This window comes from Pseudomonas sp. B21-028 (assembly GCF_024749045.1).
Lineage (GTDB): Bacteria > Pseudomonadota > Gammaproteobacteria > Pseudomonadales > Pseudomonadaceae > Aquipseudomonas.
On sequence record NZ_CP087184.1, the window covers coordinates 6072361 to 6098253 of the forward strand.

Sequence of the window (25893 nt, forward strand, 5' to 3'; positions counted from 1 at the left end):
ACATCCCCAGCTTGTCAGTTCGCCCCTGCGCCGCCACACTATCGCCTATGAAAAACGTCAGCCCCACCTACCTCAAGCATCATTTCCTGATCGCCATGCCGCACATGGCCGATCCGAACTTCGCCCACACCTTGACCTACGTCGTCGAGCACACGGCCAATGGCGCCATGGGGCTGGTGATCAATCGCCCGCAGGAACTGAACCTGGCGGACATTCTCGAGCAGTTGCGCCCTGAGGTGGAGCCGCCGATCCTGTGCCAGCACGTGCCGATTTTCATCGGCGGCCCGGTGCAGACCGACCGCGGCTTCGTGCTCCATCCGTCGGGTCCGAGCTACCAGGCCACCGTGGACCTCAACGGCGTGTCGCTGTCGACTTCCCAGGACGTGCTGTTTGCCATCGCTGACGGCGTCGGGCCGGAGAAAAGCCTGATCGCCCTCGGCTACGCCGGTTGGGAAGCCGGGCAACTGGAGGCCGAACTGGCCGACAACGCCTGGCTGACCTGCCCGTTCGACGCTGACATCCTGTTCAACACCAGCAGCGAACTGCGCCTGGAAGCGGCGGCCACCCGCCTGGGGATCAACCTCAGCCTGCTCACCAGCCAGGCAGGACACGCCTGATGGCCCTGCGCCTGCTGCTGGGCTTCGATTACGGCACCAAACAGATCGGCGTCGCGGTCGGCCAGGTCGTTACCGGCCAGGCCCGCGAGCTGTGCACCCTCAAGGCGCAGAATGGCGTGCCGGACTGGAACCAGGTCGAAGCGCTGATCAAGGAATGGAAACCCGACGCCGTGGTGGTCGGCTTGCCGCTGAACATGGACGGTACGCCCAGCGACATGTGCGTGCGCGCCGAAAAATTCGCCCGCCGGCTCAATGGCCGTTACAACCTGCCCTTCTATACCCACGACGAGCGCCTGACCACGTTCGAAGCCAAGGGCGAGCGCCTTGAGCGTGGTGGACAGAAAGGCAGTTACCGCGACAACCCGGTGGACGCCATCGCCGCCGCCCTGCTGCTGCAGGGCTGGCTCGATGCCAATAGCGCCCTGTTCGACACCTGATTTTGAAAGCGCCGCCAAGGCGCTTTCTTTTAGCGATAGACCGAGCCTTTCACCACAGGCCCGGGAACCTGAAGGAGCCAGCATGAGCCTGCCCAATCCTGCCGACCTGATCAGCCAGATGGCGATCCGTCTCACGGCACACCTGGAACAACGCGGCATCCGCGAACCGCGCTACATCGGCATTCGCACCGGCGGTGTCTGGGTCGCCCAGGCCTTGCTCGAGGAACTCGGCAGCCAATCGCCGCTGGGCACCCTGGACGTGTCCTTCTACCGCGATGACTTCAGCCAGAACGGCCTGCACCCACAGGTACGCCCTTCGGCGTTGCCGTTCGAAATCGAGGGCCAGCACCTGGTCCTGATCGATGACGTGCTGATGAGCGGCCGGACTATCCGCGCCGCCATGAACGAACTGTTCGATTACGGCCGCCCGGCCAGCGTGACCCTGGTATGCCTGCTGGACCTGGACGCCGCCGAGTTGCCGATCCGCCCGAACGTGGTCGGCGCGACCCTGGCACTGGCCGCGCACCAGCGGGTCAAGCTCTCCGGCCCCGCACCGCTGCAACTCGAACTGCAAGACCTTGCCCTTTAACTGCCCTTGTAAGAGTCCATCGCGATGACGCCTCTCGAAACCAAGCGCCCGCTGCAGCTCAACGATCAGGGCCAGCTGCGGCACTTCCTGTCCCTCGACGGCCTGCGCCGCGAGCTGCTGACGGAAATCCTCGACACCGCCGACTCGTTCCTCGAAGTCGGCGCCCGGGCGGTGAAGAAAGTCCCGTTGCTGCGCGGCAAGACCGTGTGCAACGTGTTCTTCGAAAACTCCACCCGCACCCGCACCACCTTCGAACTGGCGGCTCAGCGGCTGTCGGCGGACGTGATCACCCTCAACGTGTCGACGTCCTCGGCGAGCAAGGGCGAAACCCTGCTCGACACCCTGCGCAACCTCGAAGCCATGGCGGCGGACATGTTCGTCGTGCGCCACGGCGACTCCGGCGCGGCACACTTCATTGCCGAACACGTCTGCCCGCAGGTGGCGATCATCAACGGCGGCGACGGCCGTCATGCCCACCCGACCCAGGGCATGCTGGACATGCTGACCATCCGCCGGCACAAGGGCAGCTTCGAGAACCTCTCGGTGGCCATCGTCGGCGACATCCTGCATTCGCGGGTGGCGCGCTCGAACATGCTTGCCCTCAAGACCCTCGGTTGCCCGGACATCCGCGTGATCGCGCCGAAAACCCTGCTGCCCATTGGCGTCGAGCAGTACGGCGTGAAGGTCTACACCGACATGACCGAAGGCCTCAAGGATGTCGATGTGGTGATCATGCTGCGCCTGCAGCGTGAACGCATGACCGGCGGCCTGTTGCCCAGCGAGGGCGAGTTCTACCGCCTGTTCGGCCTCACCACCGCCCGCCTGGCCGGGGCCAAGCCGGATGCCATCGTCATGCACCCGGGGCCGATCAACCGCGGTGTGGAGATCGAGTCAGCGGTGGCCGACGGCCCCCATTCGGTGATCCTCAACCAGGTGACCTACGGCATCGCCATTCGCATGGCCGTGCTGTCCATGGCCATGAGCGGGCAAACGGCCCAGCGCCAATTCGACCAGGAGAACGCCCAGTGAAGCTCAGCATTCTCGGCGCACGCGTGATCGATCCGGCCAGCGGCCTGGATCAAGTGACCGACATCCATATCGACGCCTGCAAAATCGTCGCCCTGGGCGCCGCCCCGGCCGGCTTCGTGGCGGTCGAGACCCTCGACGCCCAAGGCCTGGTGGCCGCCCCCGGCCTGGTCGACCTGAACGTCGCCCTACGCGAGCCCGGTTACAGCCGCAAGGGCAGCATCGTCAGCGAAACCCGGGCGGCCGCCGCCGGGGGCGTGACCAGCCTGTGCTGCCCGCCGCAAACCAGACCGGTGCTGGACACCTCGGCCGTGGCCGAACTGATCCTCGACCGCGCCCGCGAAGCCGGCAATACCAAGGTTTTCCCGATTGGTGCGTTGAGCAAAGGCCTCGACGGCGAACAACTGGCGGAGCTGATTGCACTGCGCGATGCCGGTTGCGTGGCGTTCGGCAACGGCCTGAACAGCTTCCGCAATACCCGCACCCTGTGCCGCGCCCTGGAATACGCAGCCACTTTCGGCCTGACGGTGATCTTCAACTCCCAGGATCACGATCTGGCCGAAGGTGGCCTGGCCCATGAAGGCCCGACCGCCAGCTTCCTCGGTTTGCCGGGCATACCGGAAACCGCCGAGACCGTGGCCCTGGCCCGTGACCTGTTGCTGGTGGAGCAAAGCGGCGTGCGCGCGCATTTCAGCCAGTTGACCAGTGCCCGTGGCGCGGCGCTGATCGCCCAGGCCCAGGCCCGCGGCTTGCCGGTGACCGCCGATGTGGCGCTGTACCAACTGATCCTGACCGACGAAGCGCTGATCGATTTCAACAGCGTTTATCACGTCCAACCACCGCTGCGCACCCGCGCCGACCGGGATGGCTTGCGCGAGGCAGTGAAATCCGGAGTGATCTCGGCCATTTCCAGCCACCACCAGCCCCATGAGCGCGATGCCAAACTGGCCCCCTTCGGCGCGACCGAACCGGGCATCAGCAGCGTCGAATTGCTGCTGCCGCTGGCGATGACCCTGGTGGAAGACGGTCTGCTCGACCTGCCGACCTTGTTGGCGCGCCTGAGTGCCGGCCCGGCCCAGGCGCTGCAACTACCGGCCGGGAAACTGGCGGTGGGTGCGGCAGCGGACCTGGTGCTGTTTGACCCGGCCGCCTCCACAGTGGCCGGGGAAGCCTGGCGCTCCAAGGGCGACAACTGCCCGTTCCTGGGCCACAGCTTGCCGGGCGTGGTGCGCTATACCTTGATGGATGGGCGGGTTACCCACCAGGCCTGATACTGTGTCGCGCCCATCGCGAGCAGGCTCGCTCCCACATTGGATTTTCAGGTACTCACACAATCTGTGCGCGCTGAAGATCCCTGTGGGAGCGAGCCTGCTCGCGATGGGAGCAACCCGGCCTTACTGAAACGCCCCACGCTTCTGCGCATTCCGAATCGAAACCTGGTCGTTCAGCGTCCAGAAGTCATACAGCACCCCCAGGAAGAACACCCCGCCGGTCAGCAGGTAGATGATCCCGCTGAGCCATTTGCCCTGATACATCCGGTGCACCCCGAACACCCCGAGAAACGTCAACAGGATCCACGCCACGGTGTATTCAATGGGGCCCGGGGTGAAGCGCAGGTCCGCTTCGCGGTCCATGGCAGGGATCAGGAACAAATCGATCAGCCAGCCAATGCCCAGCAGGCCGAAGGTGAAGAACCAGATCGTGCCGGTGACCGGCTTGCCATAGTAGAAACGATGAGCCCCGGTAAAGCCGAAAATCCAGAGCAGATAGCCAATGACTTTGCTGTGAGTGTCGTGGGTGGCGTCCAGCTGATAGCTGTTCATGAATGCTCTCTTTTGCCTCGATAGATAAATTTGTTCGGATTTTTTGTGACTTTTGTATGTCTGGCCGACAAGCGGTTCGGAACCCCTTCAGCGCTGCAAAGCCCTGTAAACCGGGGCCCGTGTCGGACAATCGAGCCAAACTGCCGCAATTTCAGGGGGCGGGCGCGGGATTTCGAATCGACAAACGGCCTCGGAATCAGCAAAAAAGCTGTTATAAAGTTGCGCGCTAACCTTTAAGAGCCCTGCCTAATGCGTCCATTTTTCAAGACATGGCTGACCATTTGCCTATTATTGCCTCTGGCCGCCCACGCCACCAACCGTGAGCAACGTCTTCCCAACGTCAACGGCTACACCCCGAAATCTCATGTTTCTGCTCCTTCGAGCAAGAACAAGCCAAGCGTCCAGTACACGACCATTGGCAACAGCAAGCTGGTGCCACCCATGGCGACCAAAGCGAGCAGCAACGTATTGAGCCGTGCCGTGAATGTGCTGGGTACGCCTTATCGTTGGGGCGGCAGCAGCCCAAGTAAAGGCTTCGATTGCAGCGGCCTGGTGAAATACGCGTTCAACGACAGCACCTTCGACCTGCCACGCACCTCGAATGCGATGGCAACCGGTCACGGTGAGAAAGTCGAACGCAAGGACCTCAAGCCCGGCGACCTGATCTTCTTCAAGCTCAAGAGCCGCCGGGTCAACCACGTGGCCATCTACCTGGGCAACGACCGCTTCATCCACGCGCCACGTCGCGGCAAGTCGGTGACCATCGACACCCTGAACAAACCGTATTGGAACACCCACTACGTGATTGCCAAGCGGATGTTGCCGAAAGAACCGGGCGGGATGCGGATCGTCCAGCGCTGATCCTAGCCCCCCCTGTGGCGAGGGGATTTATCCCCGTTGGGCTGCGAAGCAGCCCCCAACGGTGCAAAGACCTGCATCGGTACTTCCAGCTAGCCATTTGGGGCTACTTTGTAGCCCAGCGGGGATAAATCCCCTCGCCACAGATAAATTCCTTTGCCGCAGGGTTACACCTCAGAAACTATCTGGCGTACGCGCCCGCTCCCGCGCATGCTCCCGGCTGATCAAGCCCTTGGTCACCAAGTCCTTCAAGCACATGTCCAGCGTCTGCATCCCCAGCGAGCCGCCAGTCTGGATCGCCGAGTACATCTGCGCCACCTTGTCTTCGCGGATCAGGTTACGAATCGCCGATGTGCCCAGCATGATTTCATGAGCGGCGACCCGGCCGCCGCCGATCTTCTTGATCAGCGTCTGGGAAATCACCGCCTGCAACGATTCCGACAACATCGAGCGCACCATGGATTTCTCGTCCCCCGGGAACACGTCCACCACCCGGTCGATGGTCTTGGCCGCCGAGGTGGTGTGCAGGGTGCCGAATACCAGGTGTCCGGTTTCGGCGGCGGTCAGCGCCAGGCGGATGGTCTCCAGGTCGCGCATCTCCCCCACCAGGATCACGTCCGGGTCCTCCCGCAGGGCCGAACGCAAGGCCGTGGAAAAACCCTGGGTGTCACGGTGCACTTCGCGCTGGTTGATCAGGCATTTGCGCGGCTCGTGGACAAACTCGATGGGGTCTTCGATGGTGAGAATGTGGTGGTGCTTATGGGTGTTGAGGTAGTCGATCATCGCCGCCAGGGTGGTGGACTTGCCCGAGCCGGTCGGCCCGGTCACCAGCACCAGCCCGCGAGGGGCCTCGGTCACTTTGCGAAACACCTCGCCCATGCCCAGCTCTTCCATGGTCAGGACTTTCGACGGAATGGTCCGGAACACCGCCCCCGCGCCGCGATTCTGATTGAACGCATTGACCCGGAACCGTGCAACCCCGGGTACATCGAAGGAAAAATCGGTTTCCAGAAACTTTTCGTAATCTACCCGCTGCCGGTCGTGCATGATGTCGTAGATCAGTTCATGAACCTGTTTGTGGTCCAGTGCCGGCAGGTTGATCCGCCGCACATCGCCATCGACCCGGATCATCGGCGGCAGCCCAGCGGACAGGTGCAGATCCGAAGCCCCCTGTTTGGCGCTGAACGCCAGCAGTTCAGTGATATCCATAGCGCTCCTCAATTCCAGTAGAATGCCGCGAACCTCAGACCGCTGGCGCTTCTTTATGTCCACGATAGCAGACAACATCGCTCAGGTTAGATCGCGCATCCGCGCTGCGGAGCAAGCCGCCCACCGCGCCGCGGACAGCGTCCAGCTGCTGGCCGTGAGCAAGACCAAGCCCGCCCAGGCCCTGCGTGAAGCCCATGCCGCCGGCCTGCGGGACTTCGGCGAGAACTACCTGCAGGAAGCACTGGGCAAGCAGGCCGAACTGACCGACCTGCCCTTGATCTGGCACTTCATCGGCCCCATTCAATCGAACAAGACTCGCGCTATCGCCGAACATTTCGACTGGGTGCATTCCGTGGACCGCTTGAAAATTGCCCAACGCCTGTCCGAGCAGCGTCCAGAAGGCTTGCCGCCGCTGAACATCTGCATTCAAGTCAACGTCAGTGGCGAAGCCAGCAAATCCGGTTGTGCCCCGGAGGATCTGCCGGCCCTGGCCGATGCCATCGGCGCGTTGCCACGGCTGACGCTGCGCGGACTGATGGCGATTCCCGAGCCGACCGAAGAGCGTGCCGCCCAGGACGCAGCCTTCGCCGCCGTCCAACGCTTGCAAGCCAGCCTGGCCCTGCCGCTGGACACGCTGTCCATGGGCATGAGCCATGATCTTGAATCCGCCATTGCCCAGGGCGCCACCTGGGTCAGGATCGGTACCGCCCTGTTTGGTGCCCGCGACTACAGCGGGAACCAGCCGTAAGCCATGCCGACTCAACTCCTCAATCAAGGACCTGTCATGAGCAACACGCGTATTGCCTTTATCGGCGCCGGCAACATGGCCGCCAGCCTGATCGGTGGCCTGCGGGCCAAGGGCCTGGACGCTGCGCAGATCCGCGCCAGCGATCCGGGCATCGAGACCCGTACCCGGGTGAGCAACGAGCACGGCATCGAGACCTTTGCCGACAACGCACAAGCCATCGACGGTGCGGACGTCATCGTGCTGGCGGTCAAGCCGCAAGCGATGAAAACCGTATGCGAAGCCCTTCGCCCAAGCCTCAAGCCTCATCAACTGGTGGTGTCGATTGCCGCTGGCATCACTTGCGCCAGCATGAACAAGTGGCTTGGCGAGCAGCCCATCGTGCGCTGCATGCCCAACACTCCGGCGCTGTTGCGCCAGGGCGTCAGCGGCCTGTTCGCCACCCCACAGGTCAGCGCCGGACAACGCCAGCAGGCTGAAGAGCTGCTGTCGGCCGTCGGCCTGGCGCTGTGGTTGGAGACCGAGCAGCAACTGGACGCGGTCACCGCCGTTTCCGGTTCAGGCCCGGCGTACTTCTTCCTGCTGATCGAAGCCATGACCGCCGCCGGCGAAAAACTTGGCCTGCCCCGTGAGATTGCCGCGAAGCTGACCTTGCAGACCGCCCTCGGCGCAGCCCACATGGCCATCTCCAGCGACGTCGATGCGGCTGAGTTGCGCCGCCGCGTGACCTCGCCGGCCGGGACCACCGAAGCCGCCATCAAATCGTTCCAGGCCGGGGGTTTCGAAGCCCTGGTGGAAAAAGCACTCGGCGCCGCCGCGCACCGCTCGGCCGAAATGGCCGAACAACTGGGCCAATAAGGAGCCATTCATGATTGGATTGAACACCGCAGCGGTCTACGTGCTGCAAACCATTGGCAGCCTGTACCTGCTGATCGTGCTGATGCGTTTCGTGCTGCAACTGGTGCGCGCCAACTTCTACAACCCACTGTGCCAGTTCGTCGTCAAGGCCACCCAGCCACTGCTCAAGCCCCTGCGCCGGATCATCCCGAGCCTGTTCGGTCTGGACATGTCTTCGCTGGTACTGGCGATCCTGGTGCAAATGGCGCTGATGGCCTTGACCCTGCTGCTGACCTACGGCACCACCGGCAACCCGCTGCAATTGCTGATCTGGTCGATCATTGGCGTGACCGCGCTGTTCCTGAAGATTTTCTTCTTCGCCCTGATCATCAGCGTGATCCTGTCCTGGGTCGCCCCGGGCAGCCACAACCCGGGCGCCGAACTGGTGAACCAGATCTGCGAACCGGCCCTGGCCCCATTCCGTCGCATCGTGCCGAACCTCGGCGGCCTGGATATCTCGCCGATCCTGGCGTTCATGGTGCTCAAGCTGCTCGACATGCTGGTGATCAACAACCTCGCGGCCATGACCATGATGCCGGAGATCTTGCGTCTGCTGATCTGACCCGATACCGGCCTGATCAATCAGCACCGATCTCTGTGGGAGCAAAGCTTGCTCGCGAAACAGGCACCTCGGTCCCCAAAAGACCGCATAGTCCCCATCGCGGGCAAGCCTTGCTCCCACAGGGTCTACGTTCACCGAAGAATCAGCGCCGTCGGTTGCTTGCCGCTAACCCCAGCGGTCTTTAGACTTACGCCTCATTTCAACGAGAGCAGGGTCGATGCCAGCTGCCTTTCCCCCCGATTCCGTTGGTCTGGTGACGCCGCAAATGGCGCATTTCAGCGAGCCCCTGGCCCTGGCCTGCGGTCGTTCGTTGCCAGCCTATGACCTGATCTACGAAACCTACGGCACGCTCAACGCCACGGCGAGCAATGCCGTGCTGATCTGCCACGCCTTGTCGGGGCATCATCATGCCGCCGGCTATCACAGCGTCGACGAGCGCAAGCCCGGCTGGTGGGACAGCTGCATCGGTCCCGGCAAGCCGATCGACACCAACCGGTTCTTCGTGGTCAGCCTGAACAACCTCGGCGGCTGTAACGGTTCCACCGGCCCCAGCAGCCTCAACCCGGACACCGGCAAGCCGTTCGGCGCCGATTTTCCGGTGCTGACCGTGGAAGACTGGGTCCATAGCCAGGCCCGCCTGGCCGACCGTCTCGGCATCGGGCAATGGGCGGCGGTGATCGGTGGCAGCCTGGGCGGCATGCAGGCCCTGCAATGGACCATCACCTACCCGGACCGCGTGCGCCATTGCCTGGCGATCGCCTCGGCCCCCAAGCTGTCGGCACAGAACATCGCCTTCAACGAAGTGGCGCGCCAGGCGATCCTCACCGACCCGGAATTCCACGGCGGTTCGTTCCAGGAACACGGCGTGATTCCCAAGCGCGGGCTGATGCTGGCGCGGATGGTCGGGCACATCACCTACCTGTCCGACGACTCCATGGGCGAGAAATTCGGCCGTGGCCTCAAGAGCGAGAAGCTCAACTACGACTTCCACAGCGTCGAGTTCCAGGTGGAAAGCTACCTGCGTTATCAGGGCGAGGAATTCTCCGGGCGCTTCGACGCCAACACCTACCTGCTGATGACCAAAGCCCTGGACTACTTCGATCCGGCGGCGAACTTCGACGATGACCTGGCGAAAACCTTCGCCAATGCCACCGCCAGGTTCTGCGTGATGTCGTTCACCACCGACTGGCGCTTCTCCCCGGCGCGCTCGCGGGAGCTGGTGGACGCGCTGATGGCCGCACGCAAGGACGTCTGCTACCTGGAAATCGACGCACCCCAGGGCCACGACGCCTTTCTGATTCCGATCCCGCGCTACCTGCAGGCGTTCGGTAACTACATGAACCGTATTACGCTGTGAGGACGCCATGAGAGCCGATCTGGACATCATCCAGGAATGGATCCCCGCCGGCAGCCGCGTGCTCGACCTGGGCTGCGGCAACGGCGAACTGCTGACCTGGCTGCGGGACAACAAGCAGGTCACCGGCTACGGCCTGGAAAACGACCCGGACAACATCGCCGAGTGCGTCGCCAAGGGCATCAACGTCATCGAACAGGACCTGGACAAGGGCCTGGGCAACTTCGCCAGCAATAGCTTCGACATCGTGGTCATGACCCAGGCCCTGCAAGCGGTGCATTACCCGGACCGGATCCTCGACGAAATGCTCCGGGTCGGACGCCAGTGCATCATCACCTTCCCCAACTTCGGGCACTGGCGCTGCCGCTGGTACCTGGCGAGCAAGGGCCGCATGCCGGTATCGGAGTTCCTGCCCTACACCTGGTACAACACACCGAACATCCACTTCTGCACCTTCGAGGATTTCGAAGCGTTGTGCCGCGAACGCCAGGCCAAGGTCATCGATCGCCTGGCGGTGGATCAGCAGCACCGCCACGGGTGGGCCAGCAAGCTATGGCCTAATCTATTAGGTGAAATAGGCATCTATCGGGTCAGCAGCCCAGGCCTTGCCGATCATCAGGTCGCCGTGTAAACCCCGACCCTATTGCCAGGAGCACAACATGAAACGTCTCGCGTTGTTCCTCATCACCGCTTGCCTCTGCGCCGGCGTCATGGCCGCCGACGCCATCAAGGCCGAGCGCAAGGAAGTGTTCGGTGACGTCACCGTGCACTACAACACCTTCAACTCCACCTACCTGACATCGGACATTGCCAAGGCCGCCGAGCTGGTCCGCAGCAAGAACCAGGGCGTGATCAATGTGTCGGTGATCAAGGATGGCAAGCCATTGATGGCCGAGGTCAGCGGCACGATCAAGGACCTGACCAGCAAGACGGTCCCCCTGACGTTCCGCCAGATCAGCGAACAAGGCGCGATCTACTACATCGCCCAGTATCCGGTAGAGCAGCAGGAAACCCGCACCTTCGAGATCAAGGTAAAGATGGGCGACAAGGTCAACACCCTCAACTTCAACCAGGAACTGTTCCCGGCCGAATGATGAATTTCACCCAACTCGTACTCGCCAGCCATAACGCCGGCAAACTCAAGGAACTCCAGGCCATGCTCGGCGGATCGGTGCACTTGCGCTCGATTGGTGAGTTCAGCCAAGTGGAGCCGGAAGAAACCGGCCTGTCGTTCGTCGAAAACGCCATTCTCAAGGCCCGCAACGCCGCGCGCATCTCCGGCCTGCCGGCGCTGGCGGATGATTCCGGGTTGGCGGTGGATTTCCTTGGCGGCGCGCCGGGCATCTACTCGGCCCGTTATGCCGACGGCAAGGGTGACGCGGCGAACAACGCCAAGCTGCTCGACGCCCTCAAGGACGTGCCTGAAGCCGAGCGTGGCGCACAGTTCGTTTGCGTCCTGGCGTTGGTGCGACATGCCGATGATCCGCTGCCAATCCTTTGCGAAGGCCTGTGGCAGGGACGCATCCTCACCGAGGCCAGCGGCGAGCACGGTTTCGGCTACGACCCGCTGTTCTGGGTGCCGGAGCGCAACTGTTCCAGCGCCGAGCTGGGTCCGGTGGAAAAGAACCAACTGAGCCACCGCGCCCGCGCCATGGCCCTGCTGCGTCAACGCCTGGGCCTGCAATGAACAAAGACTCTCCCGCGCCGCTGATTCATGGCGGCGCACACACGCCGCGGGCGCCGCTGCCAGTGCTGCCGCCCCTGGCGTTGTACGTCCACATACCGTGGTGCGTACGCAAATGCCCGTATTGCGATTTCAACTCCCACACCGCCAGCCCGCAGCTGCCGGAAGAAGAGTACGTCGACGCCTTGCTGGCCGACCTCGACCAGGATCTGCACGGGGTCTATGGCCGCAAACTGAGCTCGATCTTCTTCGGCGGCGGCACCCCCAGCCTGTTCAGCGCCCAGGCCCTGGGCCGGTTGCTCAAGGGTGTCGAGGCGCGGATAGCCTTCGCCGACGACATCGAAATCACCCTGGAGGCCAACCCCGGTACCTTCGAGCAAGAGAAATTCGTGGCTTACCGGGCCCTGGGCATCAATCGCCTGTCCATTGGTGTCCAGAGCTTCCAGCAGGCCAAGCTCGAAGCCCTGGGCCGGATCCATAACGGTGACGAAGCGGTGCGCGCCGCCGGCATGGCACGCCAGGCCGGGTTTGATAACTTCAATCTGGACCTGATGCACGGCCTGCCCGACCAATCCCTCGACGACGCCTTGAACGACCTGCGCCAGGCCATCGCCCTGAAGCCGACCCATCTCTCCTGGTATCAGCTGACACTGGAGCCGAACACGGTGTTCTGGAACCAGCCGCCGACATTGCCGGAAGACGACACGTTGTGGGACATCCAGGAAGCTGGACAAGCACTGCTGGCCGAGCACGGCTACGCCCAATATGAAGTGTCGGCCTACGCCCAACCGGGTCGAGCGGCACGGCATAACCTCAATTACTGGAGCTTCGGCGACTTCATCGGCATCGGCGCTGGCGCCCACGGCAAGCTCAGCCATCCGGACGGGCGCATCGTGCGCACCTGGAAGACCCGCCTGCCCAAGGACTACCTCAACCCGGCCAAACGCTTCCTGGCCGGCGAGAAAAACCTGGCCAACGAAGAGCTGCCGTTCGAATTCCTGATGAATGCCCTGCGCCTGACCGAAGGGGTGGAAGCGCGGCTATACCCGGAACGCACCGGCCTGCCCCTGCAAAGCCTGGCCGAAGGTCGCCATGAAGCCGAACAAAGCGGGTTGTTGCAGGTCGAACCGTCACGTCTGGCGGCCACCGAGCGCGGACAGCTGTTTCTCAATGACTTGCTGCAGAAATTTCTGAGCTGATCAACACAAGGAAATCGAATGGATCTGGTACTCGACCTGCTCGCCACCGTATCCCGCTGGAGCCGCAGCAACCTGTCGGAAATCTCCCTGGCACTGATCGGCTGCCTGCTGGTGCTGTTCGGCGCAGACATCAAGGCCTGGGTCGAACAACGCCTGGGCAGCATCGCCGGCGCGTTGCGCGTTCCACTGATCGCGCTGTTGTGCATGATTGGCAGCGGCGCGGCGCTGATCTACGCCACGCCGTGGGTGGTGCGGGGGCTGAGCCAGTTCAACAATTACAGCCTGGCACCGGTGCTGTTGGTGGTGCTGGTGTTGATCGGGGTGGTGGCGGATCGGCGCTGATAGCCCGGATACACCTGTGAGAGCAAGGCTCTGTGGGAGCAAAGCTTGCTCGCGACTACGGTAGGTCAGCCGCCAACAATCTCGACTGGTCTACCGCTGTCGCGAGCAAGCTTTGCTCCCACAGGTAAGGCCTTGCTCCCACAGCTATCGCCTAGGACTGCTTCTCGAACTTCAGATCCCAGACCCCATGCCCAAGCCGCTCGCCACGGCGCTCGAACTTGGTAATCGGCCGTTCGGCCGGGCGTGGTACGTACTGGCCGTCTTCGGCGAGGTTGCGATAACCCGGGGCGACGTTCATCACTTCCAGCATGTATTCGGCGTAGGGTTCCCAGTCGGTGGCCATGTGCAGCACACCGCCGACCTTCAACTTGCTGCGCACCAGCTCGGCGAACGAAGCCTGGACGATACGGCGCTTGTGGTGACGGCTCTTGTGCCACGGGTCCGGGAAGAACAGCATCAGCCGGTCCAGGCTGTTGTCGGCCACGCAACGGTTGAGCACTTCGATGGCGTCACAATCGTAGACCCGCAGGTTGGTCAGCCCTTGGGTCAGGACGCCGTTGAGCAGCGCACCGACACCGGGACGGTGCACTTCCACGCCGATGAAATCCTGCTCCGGCGCGGCGGCGGCCATTTCCAGCAGCGAGTGGCCCATGCCGAAACCGATTTCCAGCGAGCGCGGGGCCGAGCGGCCGAACACCTGGTCGAAGTCCACCGGCGCATCGGCCAGCGGCAGGACGAACAGAGGGGCGCCCTGCTCCAGGCCGCGTTGCTGGCCTTCGGTCATGCGCCCGGCGCGCATCACGAAACTCTTGATGCGGCGGTGTTGGCGCTCTTCGCCTTCGTCCGGCTGGACAGGCGTGTCATTCGATTCAGTCATCAATGGCTCTTACTTGATCAGACCATCCAGCGGCGAAGAGGCGCTGGCGTAAAGTTTTTTCGGCATGCGGCCGGCGAGGTAGGCCAGGCGCCCGGCAACAATGGCGTGCTTCATGGCTTCGGCCATCAGGATCGGCTGCTGGGCGTGGGCGATGGCGGAGTTCATCAGCACCGCTTCGCAGCCCAGTTCCATGGCGATGGTGGCGTCGGACGCGGTACCGACGCCAGCATCCACCAGCACCGGGATCTTGGCTTCTTCGAGGATGATCTGCAGGTTGTACGGGTTGCAGATCCCCAGGCCCGTACCGATCAGGCCGGCCAGTGGCATGACCGCGATGCAGCCGATTTCCGCCAGTTGCCGGGCGATGATCGGATCATCGCTGGTGTACACCATGACGTCGAAACCTTCCTTGACCAGGGTTTCGGCGGCCTTGAGGGTTTCGATCACGTTGGGGAACAGGGTCTTCTGGTCGGCCAGCACTTCCAGCTTCACCAGGTTGTGGCCATCGAGCAGCTCACGGGCCAGGCGGCAGGTACGCACGGCTTCGATGGCGTCGAAGCAGCCGGCGGTGTTGGGCAGGATGGTGTAGCGATCCGGCGGCAGGATATCCAGCAGGTTCGGTTCGCCCGGGTTCTGGCCGATGTTGGTCCGGCGCACCGCGACGGTGACGATCTCGGCGCCCGAAGCCTCGATGGCCAGGCGGGTTTCTTCCATATCGCGGTACTTGCCGGTACCTACCAGCAAGCGCGACTGGTAGGTACGACCGGCCAGGACGAAGGGCTTGTCGCTACGAACGATGCTCATGGGAAATCCTCTGTTGGGGTGAGGTTCTTGCGAAAATGCTGCGAAACCTAGCCGCCGCCGATGGCGTGTACGACTTCAACCTGATCACCCTCGTTGAGGGCGGTGTCGGCGTGCTGGCTGCGTGGGACGATATCCAGATTGAGTTCCACCGCGACGCGGCGCCCGGTGAGATCCAGGCGGGTCAACAGGGCCGCAACGGTTTCACCGTCGGGCAATTCAAAGGGTTCGCCGTTCAACTGAATGCGCATGCCGGATGCCGCCATCATTTTTAGGGGCTGGCATTCTAGCCCGATCAGTCTGGGGGACCCAAGTCCCTTGGTCAGCTACAGGCTTCAGGCTTCAAGCTTCAAGCGGCAAGTTGCAGGCGCCAGGCCGCCAGCCCCAGGCAGAGCCAGCCGATCAGGAACGCCAGGCCGCCGAACGGGGTGATGATGCCAAGTTTGCTGATGCCGGTCAGGGTGAGCAGGTAGAGGCTGCCGGAGAACAACAGAATACCGATCACGAATGAAATTCCGGCCCAGGTGACGATGCGCCCGGGGATGTGCGTGGCCAGCAGCGCAACGCCGAACAAGGCCAGGGTGTGCACCAATTGGTAGGTGACGCCGGTGTGGAAAATCGCCAGGTAATCGGCGCTCAGGCGGTTTTTCAGGCCGTGGGCGGCAAAGGCTCCGAGTGCCACGCCGGTGAAACCGAAAAAAGCAGCCAGCATCAGAAAGCTACGCAGCATGAGAACTCCAGTCAGACTCGGTGGACAGGGTCTGTATAATGGCCCGCTCGACGGGTTCGGCCAAGCCATCTCTATGCTGCGTACATTGTTTCGACGATTCCTCAAAGCCCTGCTCTGGTTCGCCGTTGGCAGCGCAGTCCTGGTGCTGCTATTGCGTGTGGTGCCGCCGCCGTTCACGGCGCTGATGATCGAGCGCAAGGTTGAATCCTGGGTCGACGGCGACCCGATTGACCTGCAACGCACCTGGCAGCCCTGGGACCGGATCTCCGACAACCTCAAGGTCGCGGTGATTGCCGGCGAAGACCAGAAATTCCCCGAACACTGGGGCTTCGACATCGGTGCGATCCAGGCCGCTTTCGCCCATAACGGACGCGGCGGCTCGATCCGGGGCGCCAGCACCCTCAGCCAGCAAGTCTCCAAGAACCTGTTCTTGTGGTCCGGCCGCAGTTGGCTGCGCAAAGGCTTCGAAGCCTGGTTCACCGCACTGATCGAGATACTCTGGCCCAAGCAGCGCATTCTTGAGGTGTACCTCAACAGCGTGGAGTGGGATGACGGCGTATTCGGTGCCGAAGCCGCCGCGCGACATCACTTCCGCGTTGGCGCCAACGCCTTGTCCCGCCAGCAGGCAAGCCTGCTGGCGGCGGTACTGCCCAACCCACGGAAATGGAGCGCCAGCCGCCCAAGCCCTTATGTACTGCGACGGGCAAGCTGGATACGCCAGCAGATGAGCCAGTTGGGGGGCGACAGTTACCTGTTGGGACTCAATGATTCTCGGCGAGCGCCCTGGGCTCAATAGCCGCCACACCACAGTTCCCTTGTGGGAGCGAGCCTGCTCGCGATAGCAGTGTGTCAGTCAGCAGTCATGTATCAGGTATACCGCTATCGCGAGCAGGCTCGCTCCCACAGGGGATGGCTTGGGTCTGGAATGAAAACGCCCCGATCATCGCTGATCGGGGCGTTTTTCATTGCCGTTGCTCGGTTAAGCCGCAATCGACAGCTTGAGCTTGTTCATCGCGCTTTTCTCAAGCTGGCGAATCCGCTCCGCCGACACGTTGTACTTCTGCGCCAGGTCGTGCAGCGTGGCCTTTTCCTCTGCCAGCCAGCGCTGGTAGAGGATGTCGCGACTGCGCTCGTCCAGCACTTCCAGGGCTTCGTGCAGGTTGGTGTTGGAGTTGTCGCTCCAGTCGGCGTCTTCCAGCTGACGCGCCGGATCATACCGGTGGTCTTCCAGGTAGTTGGCCGGCGACTGGAAGGCGCTGTCGTCGTCGGCTTCGGCGGCCGGGTCGAAGGCCATGTCCTGGCCGGTCAGGCGACTTTCCATCTCGCGGACTTCACGAGGCTCCACCCCCAGGCTTTCGGCTACCCGATGGACTTCTTCGTTGTTCAGCCAGGCCAGACGCTTTTTCTGGCTGCGCAGGTTGAAGAACAGCTTGCGCTGGGCCTTGGTGGTCGCGACTTTCACGATGCGCCAGTTGCGCAGGATGAACTCGTGGATTTCCGCCTTGATCCAGTGCACTGCGAACGATACCAGGCGCACACCCATTTCCGGGTTGAAGCGCTTGACCGCTTTCATCAGGCCAACGTTGCCTTCCTGGATCAGGTCGGCCTGGGCCAGCCCGTAACCGGAATAGCTGCGGGCGATATGTACGACAAAACGCAGGTGGGCGAGCACCATTTGCCGAGCCGCCTCAAGATCCTGCTCATAATAGAGACTCTCGGCCAGTTCACGCTCCTGCTCGGGTGTCAGCAAGGGAATGCTGTTCACCGTATGCACATAGGCCTCCAGGTTCGCACCCGGGACCAGAGCATACGCAGGTTGCAAAGAAGTGGTCATACGAAAAAACCTCCGACTCACATAACTCGTGCAGTTCAGCACTGCGAAAATTGACCGGGAACCATAGGACAAGTTCCCACAAAAACCGAAAGGTCAATACGCGCAAAATGACTCTATTTTGGCGCAAGCTCACGCAAGTGGCGTGCGACCGCAATCCATGCACCGATATAACCCAACAGCACCGCGCCAAGCAAGAGCGACAGACCGTCGGCGACTGGCACTCCGGCCAGCGCGAAATCACTGCCGTACAAACCGGCCAGCCCCACTACCGCATCGTTCAGCCAGTCCAGGCCGAACGCCAATACACCCCAGGACAGGAGCCCGGCACCAAAGCCATACAGCGCGCCCATATAAAGGAAGGGTCTGCGCACATAACTGTCCGTGCCGCCGACGAGTTTAATCACTTCTATCTCGGTGCGGCGGTTTTCAATATGAAGACGAATGGTATTGCCTATCACCAAAAGTAATGCAGACACCAGCAGCACCGTCAGACCGAAGACAAACCGGTCGCCGAGCTTGAGGATCGCCGCAAGACGCTCGACCCAGACTAAATCAAGTTGCGCCTGTTGTACCTTCGGCAACTCGGAAAGTCTTTGTCTTAATGCTTCAAGGGTCGGCTTGTCGACTTCCTTCGGCGTCACCAGCACCACGCCCGGCAATGGGTTTTCCGGCAGCTCCTTGAGCGCCTCGCCCAGGCCGGACTGCTGCTGGAACTCCTCAAGCGCCTGATCGCGGCCGATGTATTCGGCATCGGCCACGCCCGGCATGGCTTTGATCTGCTCGCGCAACGCCTGGCCTTCGCCCGGCGTCGCTTCCAGTTGCAGGTACAGGGAAATCTGCGCCGCGCGCTGCCAGGAGCCTCCCAGGCGCTCCACATTATTCAGCAGTAATGACAGCCCCATCGGCAGGCTCAGGGCGACCGCCATGACCATGCAGGTGAAGAAACTGCCGATCGGCTGTTTACCCAGGCGTCGCAGGCTGTCGAGCAGGCTGGCGCGATGGCTTTCGATCCAGGCATGCAGCAGCGTGCTGAAGTCCGGGCCGTCGTCATCGTCGCGCTTTTTCTTTTGCGGTTGCGGGTCGGAGGCCTTCGGGGCCACGCGCTCGGCCACTTTCGGGCTGCGGGTTGCGCTCATACGCCAGCCTCCCCGTCACCGATCAAACGACCGCGCTGCAACGTGAGCATGCGGTGGCGCATGCGCGCGATCAGGGCCAGGTCGTGACTGGCGATCAACACACTGGTGCCCAAACGGTTGATATCTTCGAATACGCCCATGATTTCCGCCGCCAGACGCGGGTCGAGGTTACCGGTAGGTTCGTCCGCCAGCAGCAAGGCCGGGCGATGAACGATGGCGCGGGCGATGCCGACGCGCTGCTGCTGGCCGGTGGACAGGTCGCCCGGGTACAGGTCGGTCTTGTCCGACAGGGCCACCCGCTCCAGGGCCGAATCCACCCGCTTGTTGATCTCGGCCTTGGACAGGCCGAGGATCTGCAAGGGCAACGCCACGTTGTTGAACACGGTGCGATCGAACAATAACTGGTGATTCTGGAACACCACGCCAATCTGCCGCCGCAGGAAGGGGATCTGGGCGTTGCTGATGGTGCTCAGGTCCTGGCCGGCCAGCAGCAACTTGCCGGTGGTGGGCCGCTCCATTGCCAGCAGCAGGCGCAGCAATGTGCTTTTTCCGGCGCCGGAATGGCCGGTGACAAACAGAAACTCACCCCGACGCACCCGAAAGCTCAGCTCATGCAAGCCGACGTGACCGTTCGGATAGCGTTTACCGACCTGTTCGAAACGAATCATGAATGCTCCCGCTCGGCAAACAGTGCCTGGACAAAGGGCTCGGCTTCAAAGGTACGCAGGTCGTCGATGCCTTCGCCCACGCCGATGTAGCGGATGGGAAGGCCGAACTGCTTGGCCAGGGCGAAGATCACCCCGCCTTTGGCGGTACCGTCGAGCTTGGTCAGGGCCAGCCCGGTCAGTTCGACGGTCTGGTTGAATTGCTTGGCCTGGTTGATGGCGTTCTGGCCGGTACCGGCGTCCAGCACCAGCAGAACCTCGTGGGGCGCGTCGGCATCGAGCTTGCCGATCACCCGGCGAACCTTCTTCAACTCTTCCATCAGGTTGTCTTTGGTGTGCAGGCGACCCGCCGTGTCGGCGATCAGCACGTCGATGCCACGGGCCTTGGCGGCCTGTACCGCGTCGAAGATCACCGAAGCGGAATCGGCACCGGTGTGCTGGGCAATCACCGGGATCTTGTTGCGCTCGCCCCACACTTGCAGTTGCTCGACCGCCGCGGCGCGGAAGGTGTCGCCGGCGGCCAGCATGACCTTCTTGCCTTCAAGTTGCAGTTTCTTCGCCAGCTTGCCGATGGTGGTGGTCTTGCCGGCCCCATTGACGCCGACCACCAGGATCACGAACGGTTTGTTCTGCGAAGCGATCACCAGCGGCTGCTCCACCGGCTTGAGCAGGTTGCCCAGTTCGGCTTGCAAGGATTTGTACAGCGCGTCGGCATCGGTCAATTGTTTGCGCGCGACCTTCTGGGTCAGGCTCTGGATGATCACCGACGTCGCCTCGACGCCGACATCGGCGGTCAGCAGGCGCGTTTCGATGTCATCCAGCAATTCGTCGTCGATGACTTTCTTGCCCAGGAACAGGCTGGCCATGCCTTCGCCAATGCTGGCGCTGGTCTTGGACAGGCCTTGCTTGAGGCGGGCGAAGAAACCGACCTTGCCCGACTCGGAGGAAGGCGCTGGCTCGACGATGGCCGGCGGGGCTTCGACAACCGGCTCCACAACAGATGGCGTCGGGGCTGGAATCGGCGGCGTGACATGGGGAGCCTGCGCATCCTCGACCAATGCCACCGGCTCTTCCGCCACCGGCAGGGTCAGCCAGGGGCTCTGCCCGACGGGGGGCGTCAGTGGCTGCTCGACCGCCGGCGCGGCAACGGGCTCAGGCTCGGCCGGTTGCAGCACGGGTTCGGCCAGTGGCAGAACGATCGGCGCAGCCTCTTCGGCCACCGCCTCGGCGGCAGGTTCCGCGGCAGGCTCGGTCAGCGGTTGCGGCTGCTCGACGACGGTTTCCTGCGGCTTCTTGCGCAGCCATCCGAACAGGCCTTTTTTCTCGCCAGCTTCAGCTGGGGTCTTCTTGTCGTCGTTGGAACCAAACATGGAGGACGGCTATCTCACGGTAGCGACGCGCCACGAGGGCGCCTCGGTGATGAATATTCGATGCTGAACAGACTGCGTTTCATCCAGCTTGTTCACGCGCAACAGATTGTCGAAATGTCCCAAGGACACCTCATCGTCGATTTTTTCGAAGGACTGGCAAGGCATCGTCGGCGAAAACGCAGGGATCCACGGAAAAACCCGATGCTTCTGCGCAAAACCCGGACAACCCTGGGCCGATAAAAGGCCCGATAGGCGTGGCCGCCAGTAAAACGGATCAGTATCCTAGCACCCTCTCGCCCGCCGACGCTAAGACCTAGCGGGCAGCCCAACAGGTTTAAACACGAATGAATGCTCTTGCCCGCCGCGTTGCTGGCCTGCTGTTCAGCACAGTTTGTCTGCCCCTTTCAGCCTTGGCTGCCGATGCACAACCCACCCATGAGTTCACCCTCGACAACGGCCTGAAGGTCGTGGTGCGCGAAGATCATCGCGCGCCGGTGGTGGTTTCCCAGGTCTGGTACAAGGTCGGCTCCAGTTATGAGACGCCGGGCCAGACCGGTTTGTCCCACGCCTTGGAACACATGATGTTCAAGGGCAGCGAAAAAGTCGGCCCCGGCGAAGCGTCGCTGATCCTGCGGGACCTGGGTGCCGAGGAAAACGCCTTCACCAGCGATGACTTCACCGCTTATTACCAGGTGCTGGCCCGGGATCGCCTGGGTGTGGCCTTCGAATTGGAAGCCGACCGCATGGCCAGCCTGCGCCTGCCGCCTGAAGAGTTCAGCCGCGAAATCGAAGTCATCAAGGAAGAGCGCCGCATGCGCACCGACGACAAGCCGATGTCCAAGGCCTTCGAGCGCTTCAAGGCCATGGCTTATCCGGCCAGCGGCTACCACACGCCCACCATCGGCTGGATGGCCGACCTGGAGCGCATGACCGTCCAGGAACTGCGCCACTGGTACGAATCCTGGTACGCGCCAAACAATGCCACCCTGGTGGTGGTCGGCGACGTGACACCGGACGAGGTCAAGGCCCTGGCCCAGCGTTATTTCGGCCCGGTTGCCCGACGTGAAGTGCCGACGGCGAAAATTCCCCTGGAGCTGGCCGAACCCGGCGAACGCCAGATCACCCTGCATGTGCAGACCCAACTGCCCAGCCTGATGCTGGCCTTCAACGTGCCGAGCATCGCCACCGCGACCGACAAGCGCTCGGTCAACGCCCTGCGGCTGATCTCGGCCCTGCTGGATGGCGGCTACAGCGGCCGGATTCCGACCCAGCTGGAGCGCGGGGAAGAGCTGTTGTCTGGCGGCTCGTCGAGCTATGACGCCTACACCCGTGGCGATACGCTGTTCACCTTGTCGGCGGCACCCAACACCCAGAAGAACAAGACCATGGCCCAGGCCGAAGCCGGCCTGTGGCGCTTGCTCGATCAGTTGAAAACCACCGCCCCGACCGCCGCTGAGCTGGAGCGCGTCCGTGCCCAGGTAATCGCCGGCCTGGTCTACGAGCGCGACTCGATCACCAGCCAGGCCACCGCCATCGGCCAGCTGGAAACCGTCGGGCTGTCCTGGAAGCTGATGGACACCGAACTCGCCGAATTGCAAAGCGTGACCCCGCAAGACATCCAGAAGGCAGCCCAGCTGTATTTCACCCGCTCGCGCCTGAGCGTTGCGCACGTCCTGCCCGAGGAGAAAGCTCATGAGTGAGCGCAAATCATCACGCTTGCTGCTGATCGGCCTGATGGTCATCGCCCTGGTCGCGGCCCTGGCCTTCTACCTGTCCCCAGCCACTGACGTCACGGCCAGCCAGGCCCTGGATAACGCCAAATCCGGCAACAAACTGCAATCGCTGGCGGAACTGGACGGCAAGGCGCCCGGCCACCGCCAGCTCGACGTGCAAACCTGGAAAACCGCTGACGGCGCCAAGGTGTTGTTCGTCGAGGCTCGCGAACTGCCGATGTTCGACCTGCGCCTGACCTTCGCCGCCGGCAGCAGCCAGGACGGCAACGCCCCCGGCCTGGCGTTGCTGACCAACGCCATGCTCAACGAGGGCGTGGCCGGCAAGGATGTCAGCGCCATCGCCGAAGGGTTCGAAAACCTCGGCGCGGACTTTGGCAACGGTGCCTACCGGGACATGGCCGTGGCTTCGCTGCGCAGCCTCAGCGCCGTGGACAAGCGGGAGCCGGCACTGAAGTTGTTCGCCGAAGTGGTCGGCAAGCCGACCTTCCCCGCCGACTCCTTCGCCCGCATCAAGAACCAGATGCTCGCCGGCTTCGAGTACCAGAAGCAGAACCCCGGCAAACTGGCGGGCCTGGAACTGATGAAGCGCCTGTACGGTGATCACCCTTACGCCCACTCCAGCGATGGCACCGCGCAAAGCATTCCACCGATCACCCTGGCCCAGACCCGAGCCTTTCATGCCAAGGCCTATGCCGCCGGCAACGCGGTGATTGCGTTGGTGGGCGACTTGTCCCGCGCCGAGGCCGAGGCGATCGCCAACCAGGTGTCCGCCGCGCTGCCCAAAGGGCCGGCCCTGGCAAAAACCCCGCCGCCAGCGGAGCCGAAGGCGAGCGCCAGCCACATCGAGTTTCCGTCCAAGCAGACCAACCTGATGCTCGCACAACTGGGCATCGACCGGGATGATCCGGACTTTGCGGCCGTGTCCCTGGGCAACCAGATCCTCGGCGGCGGTGGTTTCGGCACGCGATTGATGACCGAAGTACGGGAAAAACGTGGCCTGACCTACGGTGTGTACTCCGGCTTCACGCCGATGCAGGCTCGCGGCCCGTTCATGATCAACCTGCAGACCCGTGCCGAAATGAGCGAAGGCACACTCAAGCTGGTGCAGGAAGTGTTTGCCGAGTACCTGAAGAACGGTCCGACTCAGAAGGAACTCGATGACGCCAAGCGCGAGCTGGCCGGCAGTTTCCCGCTGTCCACCGCGAGTAACGCCGACATCGTCGGCCAACTCGGGGCCATGGGTTTCTATGATTTGCCGCTGAGCTACCTGGAAGACTTCATGCGCCAGTCTCAGGCGTTGACGGTCGAACAGGTCAAGGCAGCACTGAACAAGCACCTGAGCACCGACAAGATGGTCATCGTCACCGCCGGTCCGACCGTGCCGCAAAAGCCGTTGCCGGCCCCCACTGACAAACCCGCCGAGCAACCGCTCGGGGTTCCGGAGCACTAATGGCCCGTCCATCGAATTCCAGCAAGAAGCCCACTCACAACGGCATCAACCAGTTGCGCATCATCGGCGGTGAATGGCGCAGCCGGCGCCTGAGCTTCCCCGACGCCCCGGGCTTGCGCCCGACACCGGACCGGGTGCGTGAAACCCTGTTCAACTGGCTCGCACCCTACGTGGCAGGCGCCCGGGTACTCGACCCGTTCGCCGGCAGTGGCGCGCTGTTTCTCGAAGCCCTGTCCCGTGGCGCCGCCATGGGCCAGGCACTGGACGCTAGCAGCCTGGCGGTTTCCAGCCTGAAAGAACACCTGGGCACCCTGCGCTGCACGGTCGGCCAGGTGCAGACCGCCGACGCCTTGCGCTATCTGGACAGCCAACCGGCCAGCCCTTTCGACCTGGTGTTTCTCGACCCGCCGTTCAACCAGAACCTGTTGCCGACGATCTGCGCGTTACTCGAAGAACGCCAGTGGCTGGCCGATGATGCCTGGGTCTACACTGAAAGCGAAACCGCTCCGTCGACCCTCGGCTTGCCGGGCAATTGGCGCTTGCATCGCGAGCAGAAATCCGGACGGGTGTACTACGCATTGTGGCAACGCATGGCAGAAGCCGTCGGCTGACGGCTGGCCGCAGTATCGAGAACAATAATAATGGCCGCTGCATCTGAACGATTCATCCCCGCCAGGGGTCTTGGCAACCCGCACTTGCAAACCCTGTGGGGCCCGTTATGGCGCAAAACCACGCACATCGTTCGCCAACGCGAACGTTTGTGGCTGGACGACGGTGACTTCCTCGACCTCGACTGGCATGGCCCCCACAGCGCCAAGGCGCCACTGGTGCTGGTGCTTCACGGGCTGACGGGCTCCTCCAACTCGCCTTACGTGGCCGGTTTGCAACAAGCCCTTGATCATCAGGGCTGGACCAGTGTCGCGTTGAACTGGCGCGGCTGCTCAGGCGAACCGAACCTGCTACCGCGCAGCTACCACTCAGGCGTCAGCGAAGACCTGGTCACCGTCATCGCTCACCTGCGGACGCGACGCCCCCTGGCGCCATTGTTTGCGGTGGGCTATTCGTTAGGTGGCAACGTACTGCTCAAGCACCTGGGAGAAACCGGCAACGACAGCCAACTGCTCGGCGCCGTGGCCGTTTCGGTGCCGTTTCGTCTCGACCAGTGTGCCGACCGCATCGGACAAGGATTTTCCAGGTTCTATCAGGCGCATTTCATGCGCGAACTGGTGGCTTACGTGCGCAACAAACAACGCCGGTTCAAGCACGACGGGCGCCACGAAGGCCTGGCCACCCTGGCGGCACTGGGCCCACTGGAAAACATGCGCACCTTCTGGGACTTCGACGGCCGCGTGACCGCGCCGTTGCATGGTTTTTCCGACGCTTCGGACTATTACCGCCGCGCGTCCAGCCGTTATTTCATGAGCGAAATCAACACGCCAACCCTGGTCATCCAGGCCGCCGACGACCCCTTCGTATTCCCCCACAGCCTGCCCGAACCCCACGAGCTGTCCGCCTGCACCCAACTTGAACTGCATGCCCAGGGTGGGCACGTCGGATTCGTCGAAGGCACCTTGCGCTCGCCCGGATACTACCTGGAGCGACGTATTCCCCAGTGGTTGGCAAGCCTGGGTCACTGGTGAACCGCCGCCACCCCCCCCTGTGGGAGCGAGCCTGCTCGCGATAGCGGAGTATCAGTCACTTCAACGTTGCTGACCCGCCGCTATCGCGAGCAGGCTCGCTCCCACAGGGACTAGCGCCAGCAGGAAGAAACAGGCCGACTATACGGCCGTCTCGCTTTTGCTTTTGCTTTTGCTTTTGCTTTTGCTTTTGATCCTCGGGCCCCGTTAACCACGACGGCCGAAAGCAGGCATTGCGTAGTGGGCAACCCGGCATGGATGCCGGGTTAGCCGCGCTGGGCCATGGATGGCCCTTCGCGGCGGGCCCACGGAGCAATG

At 62.8% G+C, this 25893-nt stretch carries 30 protein-coding genes; 20 read left to right on the forward strand and 10 right to left on the reverse strand.

The features are described 5' to 3' along the window. Window positions 1-47: 47 nt before the first annotated feature. From LOY35_RS26425 to LOY35_RS26445, 5 genes are all read left to right on the forward strand, one after another. The gene (locus LOY35_RS26425; protein WP_258628926.1) at window positions 48-617 is read left to right on the forward strand and encodes a YqgE/AlgH family protein; all 570 of its coding nucleotides are present in this window, start codon (window positions 48-50) and stop codon (window positions 615-617) included. After that, entirely contained in the window at window positions 617-1054 is a 438-nt protein-coding gene (ruvX, locus tag LOY35_RS26430) for a Holliday junction resolvase RuvX (protein ID WP_041023970.1), read from the forward strand. Before LOY35_RS26425 ends, ruvX begins: the two co-directional genes overlap by 1 nt. An 82-nt stretch (window positions 1055-1136) precedes the next feature. After that, entirely contained in the window at window positions 1137-1643 is a 507-nt protein-coding gene (gene pyrR / locus LOY35_RS26435; protein ID WP_258628928.1) for a bifunctional pyr operon transcriptional regulator/uracil phosphoribosyltransferase PyrR, read from the forward strand. Between the two features lie 24 nt (window positions 1644-1667). Continuing rightward, window positions 1668-2672 carry an aspartate carbamoyltransferase catalytic subunit gene (locus tag LOY35_RS26440; RefSeq protein ID WP_003177495.1) on the forward strand — a complete coding sequence of 335 codons (1005 nt, stop codon included), beginning with the start codon at window positions 1668-1670 and terminating at the stop codon, window positions 2670-2672. After that, window positions 2669-3940, forward strand: a complete 1272-nt coding sequence (locus LOY35_RS26445; RefSeq protein WP_258628931.1) for a dihydroorotase — start codon at window positions 2669-2671, stop codon at window positions 3938-3940. The genes LOY35_RS26440 and LOY35_RS26445 overlap by 4 nt, the downstream gene beginning before the upstream one ends. A 123-nt stretch (window positions 3941-4063) precedes the next feature. On the opposite strand, the gene LOY35_RS26450 is transcribed toward LOY35_RS26445, so the two are convergent. Then, window positions 4064-4492 (reverse strand): NINE protein, encoded by a 429-nt coding sequence (locus LOY35_RS26450; protein ID WP_408981173.1) that lies wholly within the window; start codon window positions 4490-4492, stop codon window positions 4064-4066. A gap of 249 nt (window positions 4493-4741) precedes the next feature. Here LOY35_RS26450 and LOY35_RS26455 point away from each other — a divergent pair, with 249 nt between their 5' ends. Next, window positions 4742-5353, forward strand: a complete 612-nt coding sequence (locus LOY35_RS26455; RefSeq protein WP_258628932.1) for a C40 family peptidase — start codon at window positions 4742-4744, stop codon at window positions 5351-5353. Window positions 5354-5524: 171 nt separating this feature from the next. On the opposite strand, the gene LOY35_RS26460 is transcribed toward LOY35_RS26455, so the two are convergent. Further along, window positions 5525-6559, reverse strand: a complete 1035-nt coding sequence (locus LOY35_RS26460; protein ID WP_258628935.1) for a type IV pilus twitching motility protein PilT — start codon at window positions 6557-6559, stop codon at window positions 5525-5527. A gap of 55 nt (window positions 6560-6614) precedes the next feature. Between LOY35_RS26460 and LOY35_RS26465 the strand changes: the two genes are divergently transcribed. The 9 genes from LOY35_RS26465 (at window position 6615) to LOY35_RS26505 (ending at window position 13342) form a co-directional block, all read left to right on the forward strand. Beyond that, a complete protein-coding gene (locus LOY35_RS26465; RefSeq protein ID WP_258628937.1) occupies window positions 6615-7307 on the forward strand; it encodes a YggS family pyridoxal phosphate-dependent enzyme in 693 nt (230 codons plus the stop codon). A gap of 36 nt (window positions 7308-7343) precedes the next feature. Further along, entirely contained in the window at window positions 7344-8162 is an 819-nt protein-coding gene (proC, locus tag LOY35_RS26470; protein WP_258628939.1) for a pyrroline-5-carboxylate reductase, read from the forward strand. A 10-nt stretch (window positions 8163-8172) separates the two neighbouring features. Continuing rightward, on the forward strand, window positions 8173-8763 hold the full coding sequence (locus LOY35_RS26475) for a YggT family protein (RefSeq protein ID WP_258628940.1): 591 nt from the start codon (window positions 8173-8175) through the stop codon (window positions 8761-8763). 217 nt (window positions 8764-8980) lie between these two features. Next, window positions 8981-10120, forward strand: a complete 1140-nt coding sequence (locus LOY35_RS26480) for a homoserine O-acetyltransferase (protein ID WP_258628943.1) — start codon at window positions 8981-8983, stop codon at window positions 10118-10120. Window positions 10121-10127: 7 nt separating this feature from the next. Next, window positions 10128-10748 (forward strand): methionine biosynthesis protein MetW, encoded by a 621-nt coding sequence (gene metW, locus LOY35_RS26485; protein WP_041023980.1) that lies wholly within the window; start codon window positions 10128-10130, stop codon window positions 10746-10748. Between the two features lie 28 nt (window positions 10749-10776). Then, the gene (locus LOY35_RS26490; protein WP_258628945.1) at window positions 10777-11211 is read left to right on the forward strand and encodes a DUF4426 domain-containing protein; all 435 of its coding nucleotides are present in this window, start codon (window positions 10777-10779) and stop codon (window positions 11209-11211) included. Continuing rightward, window positions 11208-11804, forward strand: coding sequence for an RdgB/HAM1 family non-canonical purine NTP pyrophosphatase (gene rdgB / locus LOY35_RS26495; RefSeq protein ID WP_258628946.1), 597 nt, complete (start codon window positions 11208-11210; stop codon window positions 11802-11804). Before LOY35_RS26490 ends, rdgB begins: the two co-directional genes overlap by 4 nt. Further along, window positions 11801-13000, forward strand: coding sequence for a radical SAM family heme chaperone HemW (hemW, locus tag LOY35_RS26500; protein ID WP_258628948.1), 1200 nt, complete (start codon window positions 11801-11803; stop codon window positions 12998-13000). The genes rdgB and hemW overlap by 4 nt, the downstream gene beginning before the upstream one ends. Window positions 13001-13018: 18 nt before the next feature. Continuing rightward, complete coding sequence (locus LOY35_RS26505; protein WP_258628951.1) at window positions 13019-13342, forward strand: DUF3392 domain-containing protein; 324 nt, start codon at window positions 13019-13021, stop codon at window positions 13340-13342. Window positions 13343-13493: 151 nt separating this feature from the next. On the opposite strand, the gene trmB is transcribed toward LOY35_RS26505, so the two are convergent. The 4 genes from trmB to LOY35_RS26525 form a co-directional block, all read right to left on the reverse strand. Continuing rightward, window positions 13494-14219 (reverse strand): tRNA (guanosine(46)-N7)-methyltransferase TrmB, encoded by a 726-nt coding sequence (trmB, locus tag LOY35_RS26510; RefSeq protein ID WP_042731255.1) that lies wholly within the window; start codon window positions 14217-14219, stop codon window positions 13494-13496. Window positions 14220-14228: 9 nt separating this feature from the next. Then, entirely contained in the window at window positions 14229-15023 is a 795-nt protein-coding gene (locus LOY35_RS26515; protein ID WP_003177480.1) for a thiazole synthase, read from the reverse strand. Window positions 15024-15070: 47 nt separating this feature from the next. Beyond that, window positions 15071-15271 carry a sulfur carrier protein ThiS gene (gene thiS, locus LOY35_RS26520; protein WP_024778903.1) on the reverse strand — a complete coding sequence of 67 codons (201 nt, stop codon included), beginning with the start codon at window positions 15269-15271 and terminating at the stop codon, window positions 15071-15073. 98 nt (window positions 15272-15369) lie between these two features. Then, window positions 15370-15750 (reverse strand): DUF423 domain-containing protein, encoded by a 381-nt coding sequence (locus LOY35_RS26525; protein ID WP_258628953.1) that lies wholly within the window; start codon window positions 15748-15750, stop codon window positions 15370-15372. A gap of 73 nt (window positions 15751-15823) precedes the next feature. Here LOY35_RS26525 and mtgA point away from each other — a divergent pair, with 73 nt between their 5' ends. Next, complete coding sequence (gene mtgA, locus LOY35_RS26530) at window positions 15824-16546, forward strand: monofunctional biosynthetic peptidoglycan transglycosylase (RefSeq protein WP_258628955.1); 723 nt, start codon at window positions 15824-15826, stop codon at window positions 16544-16546. Window positions 16547-16729: 183 nt separating this feature from the next. Here mtgA and rpoH read toward each other — a convergent pair whose 3' ends face one another. The 4 genes from rpoH to ftsY all read right to left on the reverse strand — a co-directional run bounded on the left by rpoH (window position 16730) and on the right by ftsY (window position 20755). Beyond that, entirely contained in the window at window positions 16730-17584 is an 855-nt protein-coding gene (gene rpoH / locus LOY35_RS26535) for an RNA polymerase sigma factor RpoH (protein ID WP_024778906.1), read from the reverse strand. Window positions 17585-17697: 113 nt separating this feature from the next. Beyond that, window positions 17698-18720, reverse strand: a complete 1023-nt coding sequence (gene ftsX / locus LOY35_RS26540; protein WP_258628957.1) for a permease-like cell division protein FtsX — start codon at window positions 18718-18720, stop codon at window positions 17698-17700. Then, a complete protein-coding gene (gene ftsE / locus LOY35_RS26545) occupies window positions 18717-19388 on the reverse strand; it encodes a cell division ATP-binding protein FtsE (RefSeq protein WP_030137923.1) in 672 nt (223 codons plus the stop codon). Before ftsE ends, ftsX begins: the two co-directional genes overlap by 4 nt. Further along, on the reverse strand, window positions 19385-20755 hold the full coding sequence (gene ftsY / locus LOY35_RS26550) for a signal recognition particle-docking protein FtsY (RefSeq protein WP_258628961.1): 1371 nt from the start codon (window positions 20753-20755) through the stop codon (window positions 19385-19387). The genes ftsE and ftsY overlap by 4 nt, the downstream gene beginning before the upstream one ends. 344 nt (window positions 20756-21099) lie before the next feature. Here ftsY and LOY35_RS26555 point away from each other — a divergent pair, with 344 nt between their 5' ends. Genes LOY35_RS26555 through LOY35_RS26570 form a run of 4 tightly spaced genes read left to right on the forward strand, consistent with a single transcriptional unit; the run spans window position 21100 to window position 25578 of the window. Continuing rightward, window positions 21100-22455 (forward strand): pitrilysin family protein, encoded by a 1356-nt coding sequence (locus tag LOY35_RS26555; protein ID WP_258628962.1) that lies wholly within the window; start codon window positions 21100-21102, stop codon window positions 22453-22455. Next, window positions 22448-23938, forward strand: coding sequence for a pitrilysin family protein (locus tag LOY35_RS26560; RefSeq protein WP_258628964.1), 1491 nt, complete (start codon window positions 22448-22450; stop codon window positions 23936-23938). Before LOY35_RS26555 ends, LOY35_RS26560 begins: the two co-directional genes overlap by 8 nt. Then, window positions 23938-24549, forward strand: a complete 612-nt coding sequence (gene rsmD / locus LOY35_RS26565; RefSeq protein WP_258628966.1) for a 16S rRNA (guanine(966)-N(2))-methyltransferase RsmD — start codon at window positions 23938-23940, stop codon at window positions 24547-24549. Before LOY35_RS26560 ends, rsmD begins: the two co-directional genes overlap by 1 nt. Window positions 24550-24579: 30 nt before the next feature. Further along, complete coding sequence (locus LOY35_RS26570; RefSeq protein WP_258628967.1) at window positions 24580-25578, forward strand: hydrolase; 999 nt, start codon at window positions 24580-24582, stop codon at window positions 25576-25578. The last annotated feature ends 315 nt before the right edge of the window (window positions 25579-25893 follow it).

Bases quoted from the DNA above. Each gene is read 5' to 3' on its own strand.
- LOY35_RS26555 (WP_258628962.1), top strand. From the start codon at position 21,100: ATGAATGCTCTTGCCCGCCGCGTTGCTGGCCTGCTGTTCAGCACAGTT.
- LOY35_RS26570 (WP_258628967.1), top strand. From the start codon at position 24,580: ATGGCCGCTGCATCTGAACGATTCATCCCCGCCAGGGGTCTTGGCAAC.
- ftsX (WP_258628957.1), bottom strand. From the start codon at position 18,720: ATGAGCGCAACCCGCAGCCCGAAAGTGGCCGAGCGCGTGGCCCCGAAG.
- LOY35_RS26465 (WP_258628937.1), top strand. From the start codon at position 6,615: ATGTCCACGATAGCAGACAACATCGCTCAGGTTAGATCGCGCATCCGC.
- rsmD (WP_258628966.1), top strand. From the start codon at position 23,938: ATGGCCCGTCCATCGAATTCCAGCAAGAAGCCCACTCACAACGGCATC.
- hemW (WP_258628948.1), top strand. From the start codon at position 11,801: ATGAACAAAGACTCTCCCGCGCCGCTGATTCATGGCGGCGCACACACG.
- LOY35_RS26505 (WP_258628951.1), top strand. From the start codon at position 13,019: ATGGATCTGGTACTCGACCTGCTCGCCACCGTATCCCGCTGGAGCCGC.
- ruvX (WP_041023970.1), top strand. From the start codon at position 617: ATGGCCCTGCGCCTGCTGCTGGGCTTCGATTACGGCACCAAACAGATC.
- rdgB (WP_258628946.1), top strand. From the start codon at position 11,208: ATGATGAATTTCACCCAACTCGTACTCGCCAGCCATAACGCCGGCAAA.
- proC (WP_258628939.1), top strand. From the start codon at position 7,344: ATGAGCAACACGCGTATTGCCTTTATCGGCGCCGGCAACATGGCCGCC.
- rpoH (WP_024778906.1), bottom strand. From the start codon at position 17,584: ATGACCACTTCTTTGCAACCTGCGTATGCTCTGGTCCCGGGTGCGAAC.
- LOY35_RS26425 (WP_258628926.1), top strand. From the start codon at position 48: ATGAAAAACGTCAGCCCCACCTACCTCAAGCATCATTTCCTGATCGCC.
- metW (WP_041023980.1), top strand. From the start codon at position 10,128: ATGAGAGCCGATCTGGACATCATCCAGGAATGGATCCCCGCCGGCAGC.
- LOY35_RS26455 (WP_258628932.1), top strand. From the start codon at position 4,742: ATGCGTCCATTTTTCAAGACATGGCTGACCATTTGCCTATTATTGCCT.
- pyrR (WP_258628928.1), top strand. From the start codon at position 1,137: ATGAGCCTGCCCAATCCTGCCGACCTGATCAGCCAGATGGCGATCCGT.
- ftsE (WP_030137923.1), bottom strand. From the start codon at position 19,388: ATGATTCGTTTCGAACAGGTCGGTAAACGCTATCCGAACGGTCACGTC.
- LOY35_RS26525 (WP_258628953.1), bottom strand. From the start codon at position 15,750: ATGCTGCGTAGCTTTCTGATGCTGGCTGCTTTTTTCGGTTTCACCGGC.
- LOY35_RS26480 (WP_258628943.1), top strand. From the start codon at position 8,981: ATGCCAGCTGCCTTTCCCCCCGATTCCGTTGGTCTGGTGACGCCGCAA.
- LOY35_RS26460 (WP_258628935.1), bottom strand. From the start codon at position 6,559: ATGGATATCACTGAACTGCTGGCGTTCAGCGCCAAACAGGGGGCTTCG.
- LOY35_RS26450 (WP_408981173.1), bottom strand. From the start codon at position 4,492: ATGAACAGCTATCAGCTGGACGCCACCCACGACACTCACAGCAAAGTC.
- LOY35_RS26440 (WP_003177495.1), top strand. From the start codon at position 1,668: ATGACGCCTCTCGAAACCAAGCGCCCGCTGCAGCTCAACGATCAGGGC.
- ftsY (WP_258628961.1), bottom strand. From the start codon at position 20,755: ATGTTTGGTTCCAACGACGACAAGAAGACCCCAGCTGAAGCTGGCGAG.
- LOY35_RS26490 (WP_258628945.1), top strand. From the start codon at position 10,777: ATGAAACGTCTCGCGTTGTTCCTCATCACCGCTTGCCTCTGCGCCGGC.
- mtgA (WP_258628955.1), top strand. From the start codon at position 15,824: ATGCTGCGTACATTGTTTCGACGATTCCTCAAAGCCCTGCTCTGGTTC.
- trmB (WP_042731255.1), bottom strand. From the start codon at position 14,219: ATGACTGAATCGAATGACACGCCTGTCCAGCCGGACGAAGGCGAAGAG.
- LOY35_RS26560 (WP_258628964.1), top strand. From the start codon at position 22,448: ATGAGTGAGCGCAAATCATCACGCTTGCTGCTGATCGGCCTGATGGTC.
- thiS (WP_024778903.1), bottom strand. From the start codon at position 15,271: ATGCGCATTCAGTTGAACGGCGAACCCTTTGAATTGCCCGACGGTGAA.
- LOY35_RS26475 (WP_258628940.1), top strand. From the start codon at position 8,173: ATGATTGGATTGAACACCGCAGCGGTCTACGTGCTGCAAACCATTGGC.
- LOY35_RS26515 (WP_003177480.1), bottom strand. From the start codon at position 15,023: ATGAGCATCGTTCGTAGCGACAAGCCCTTCGTCCTGGCCGGTCGTACC.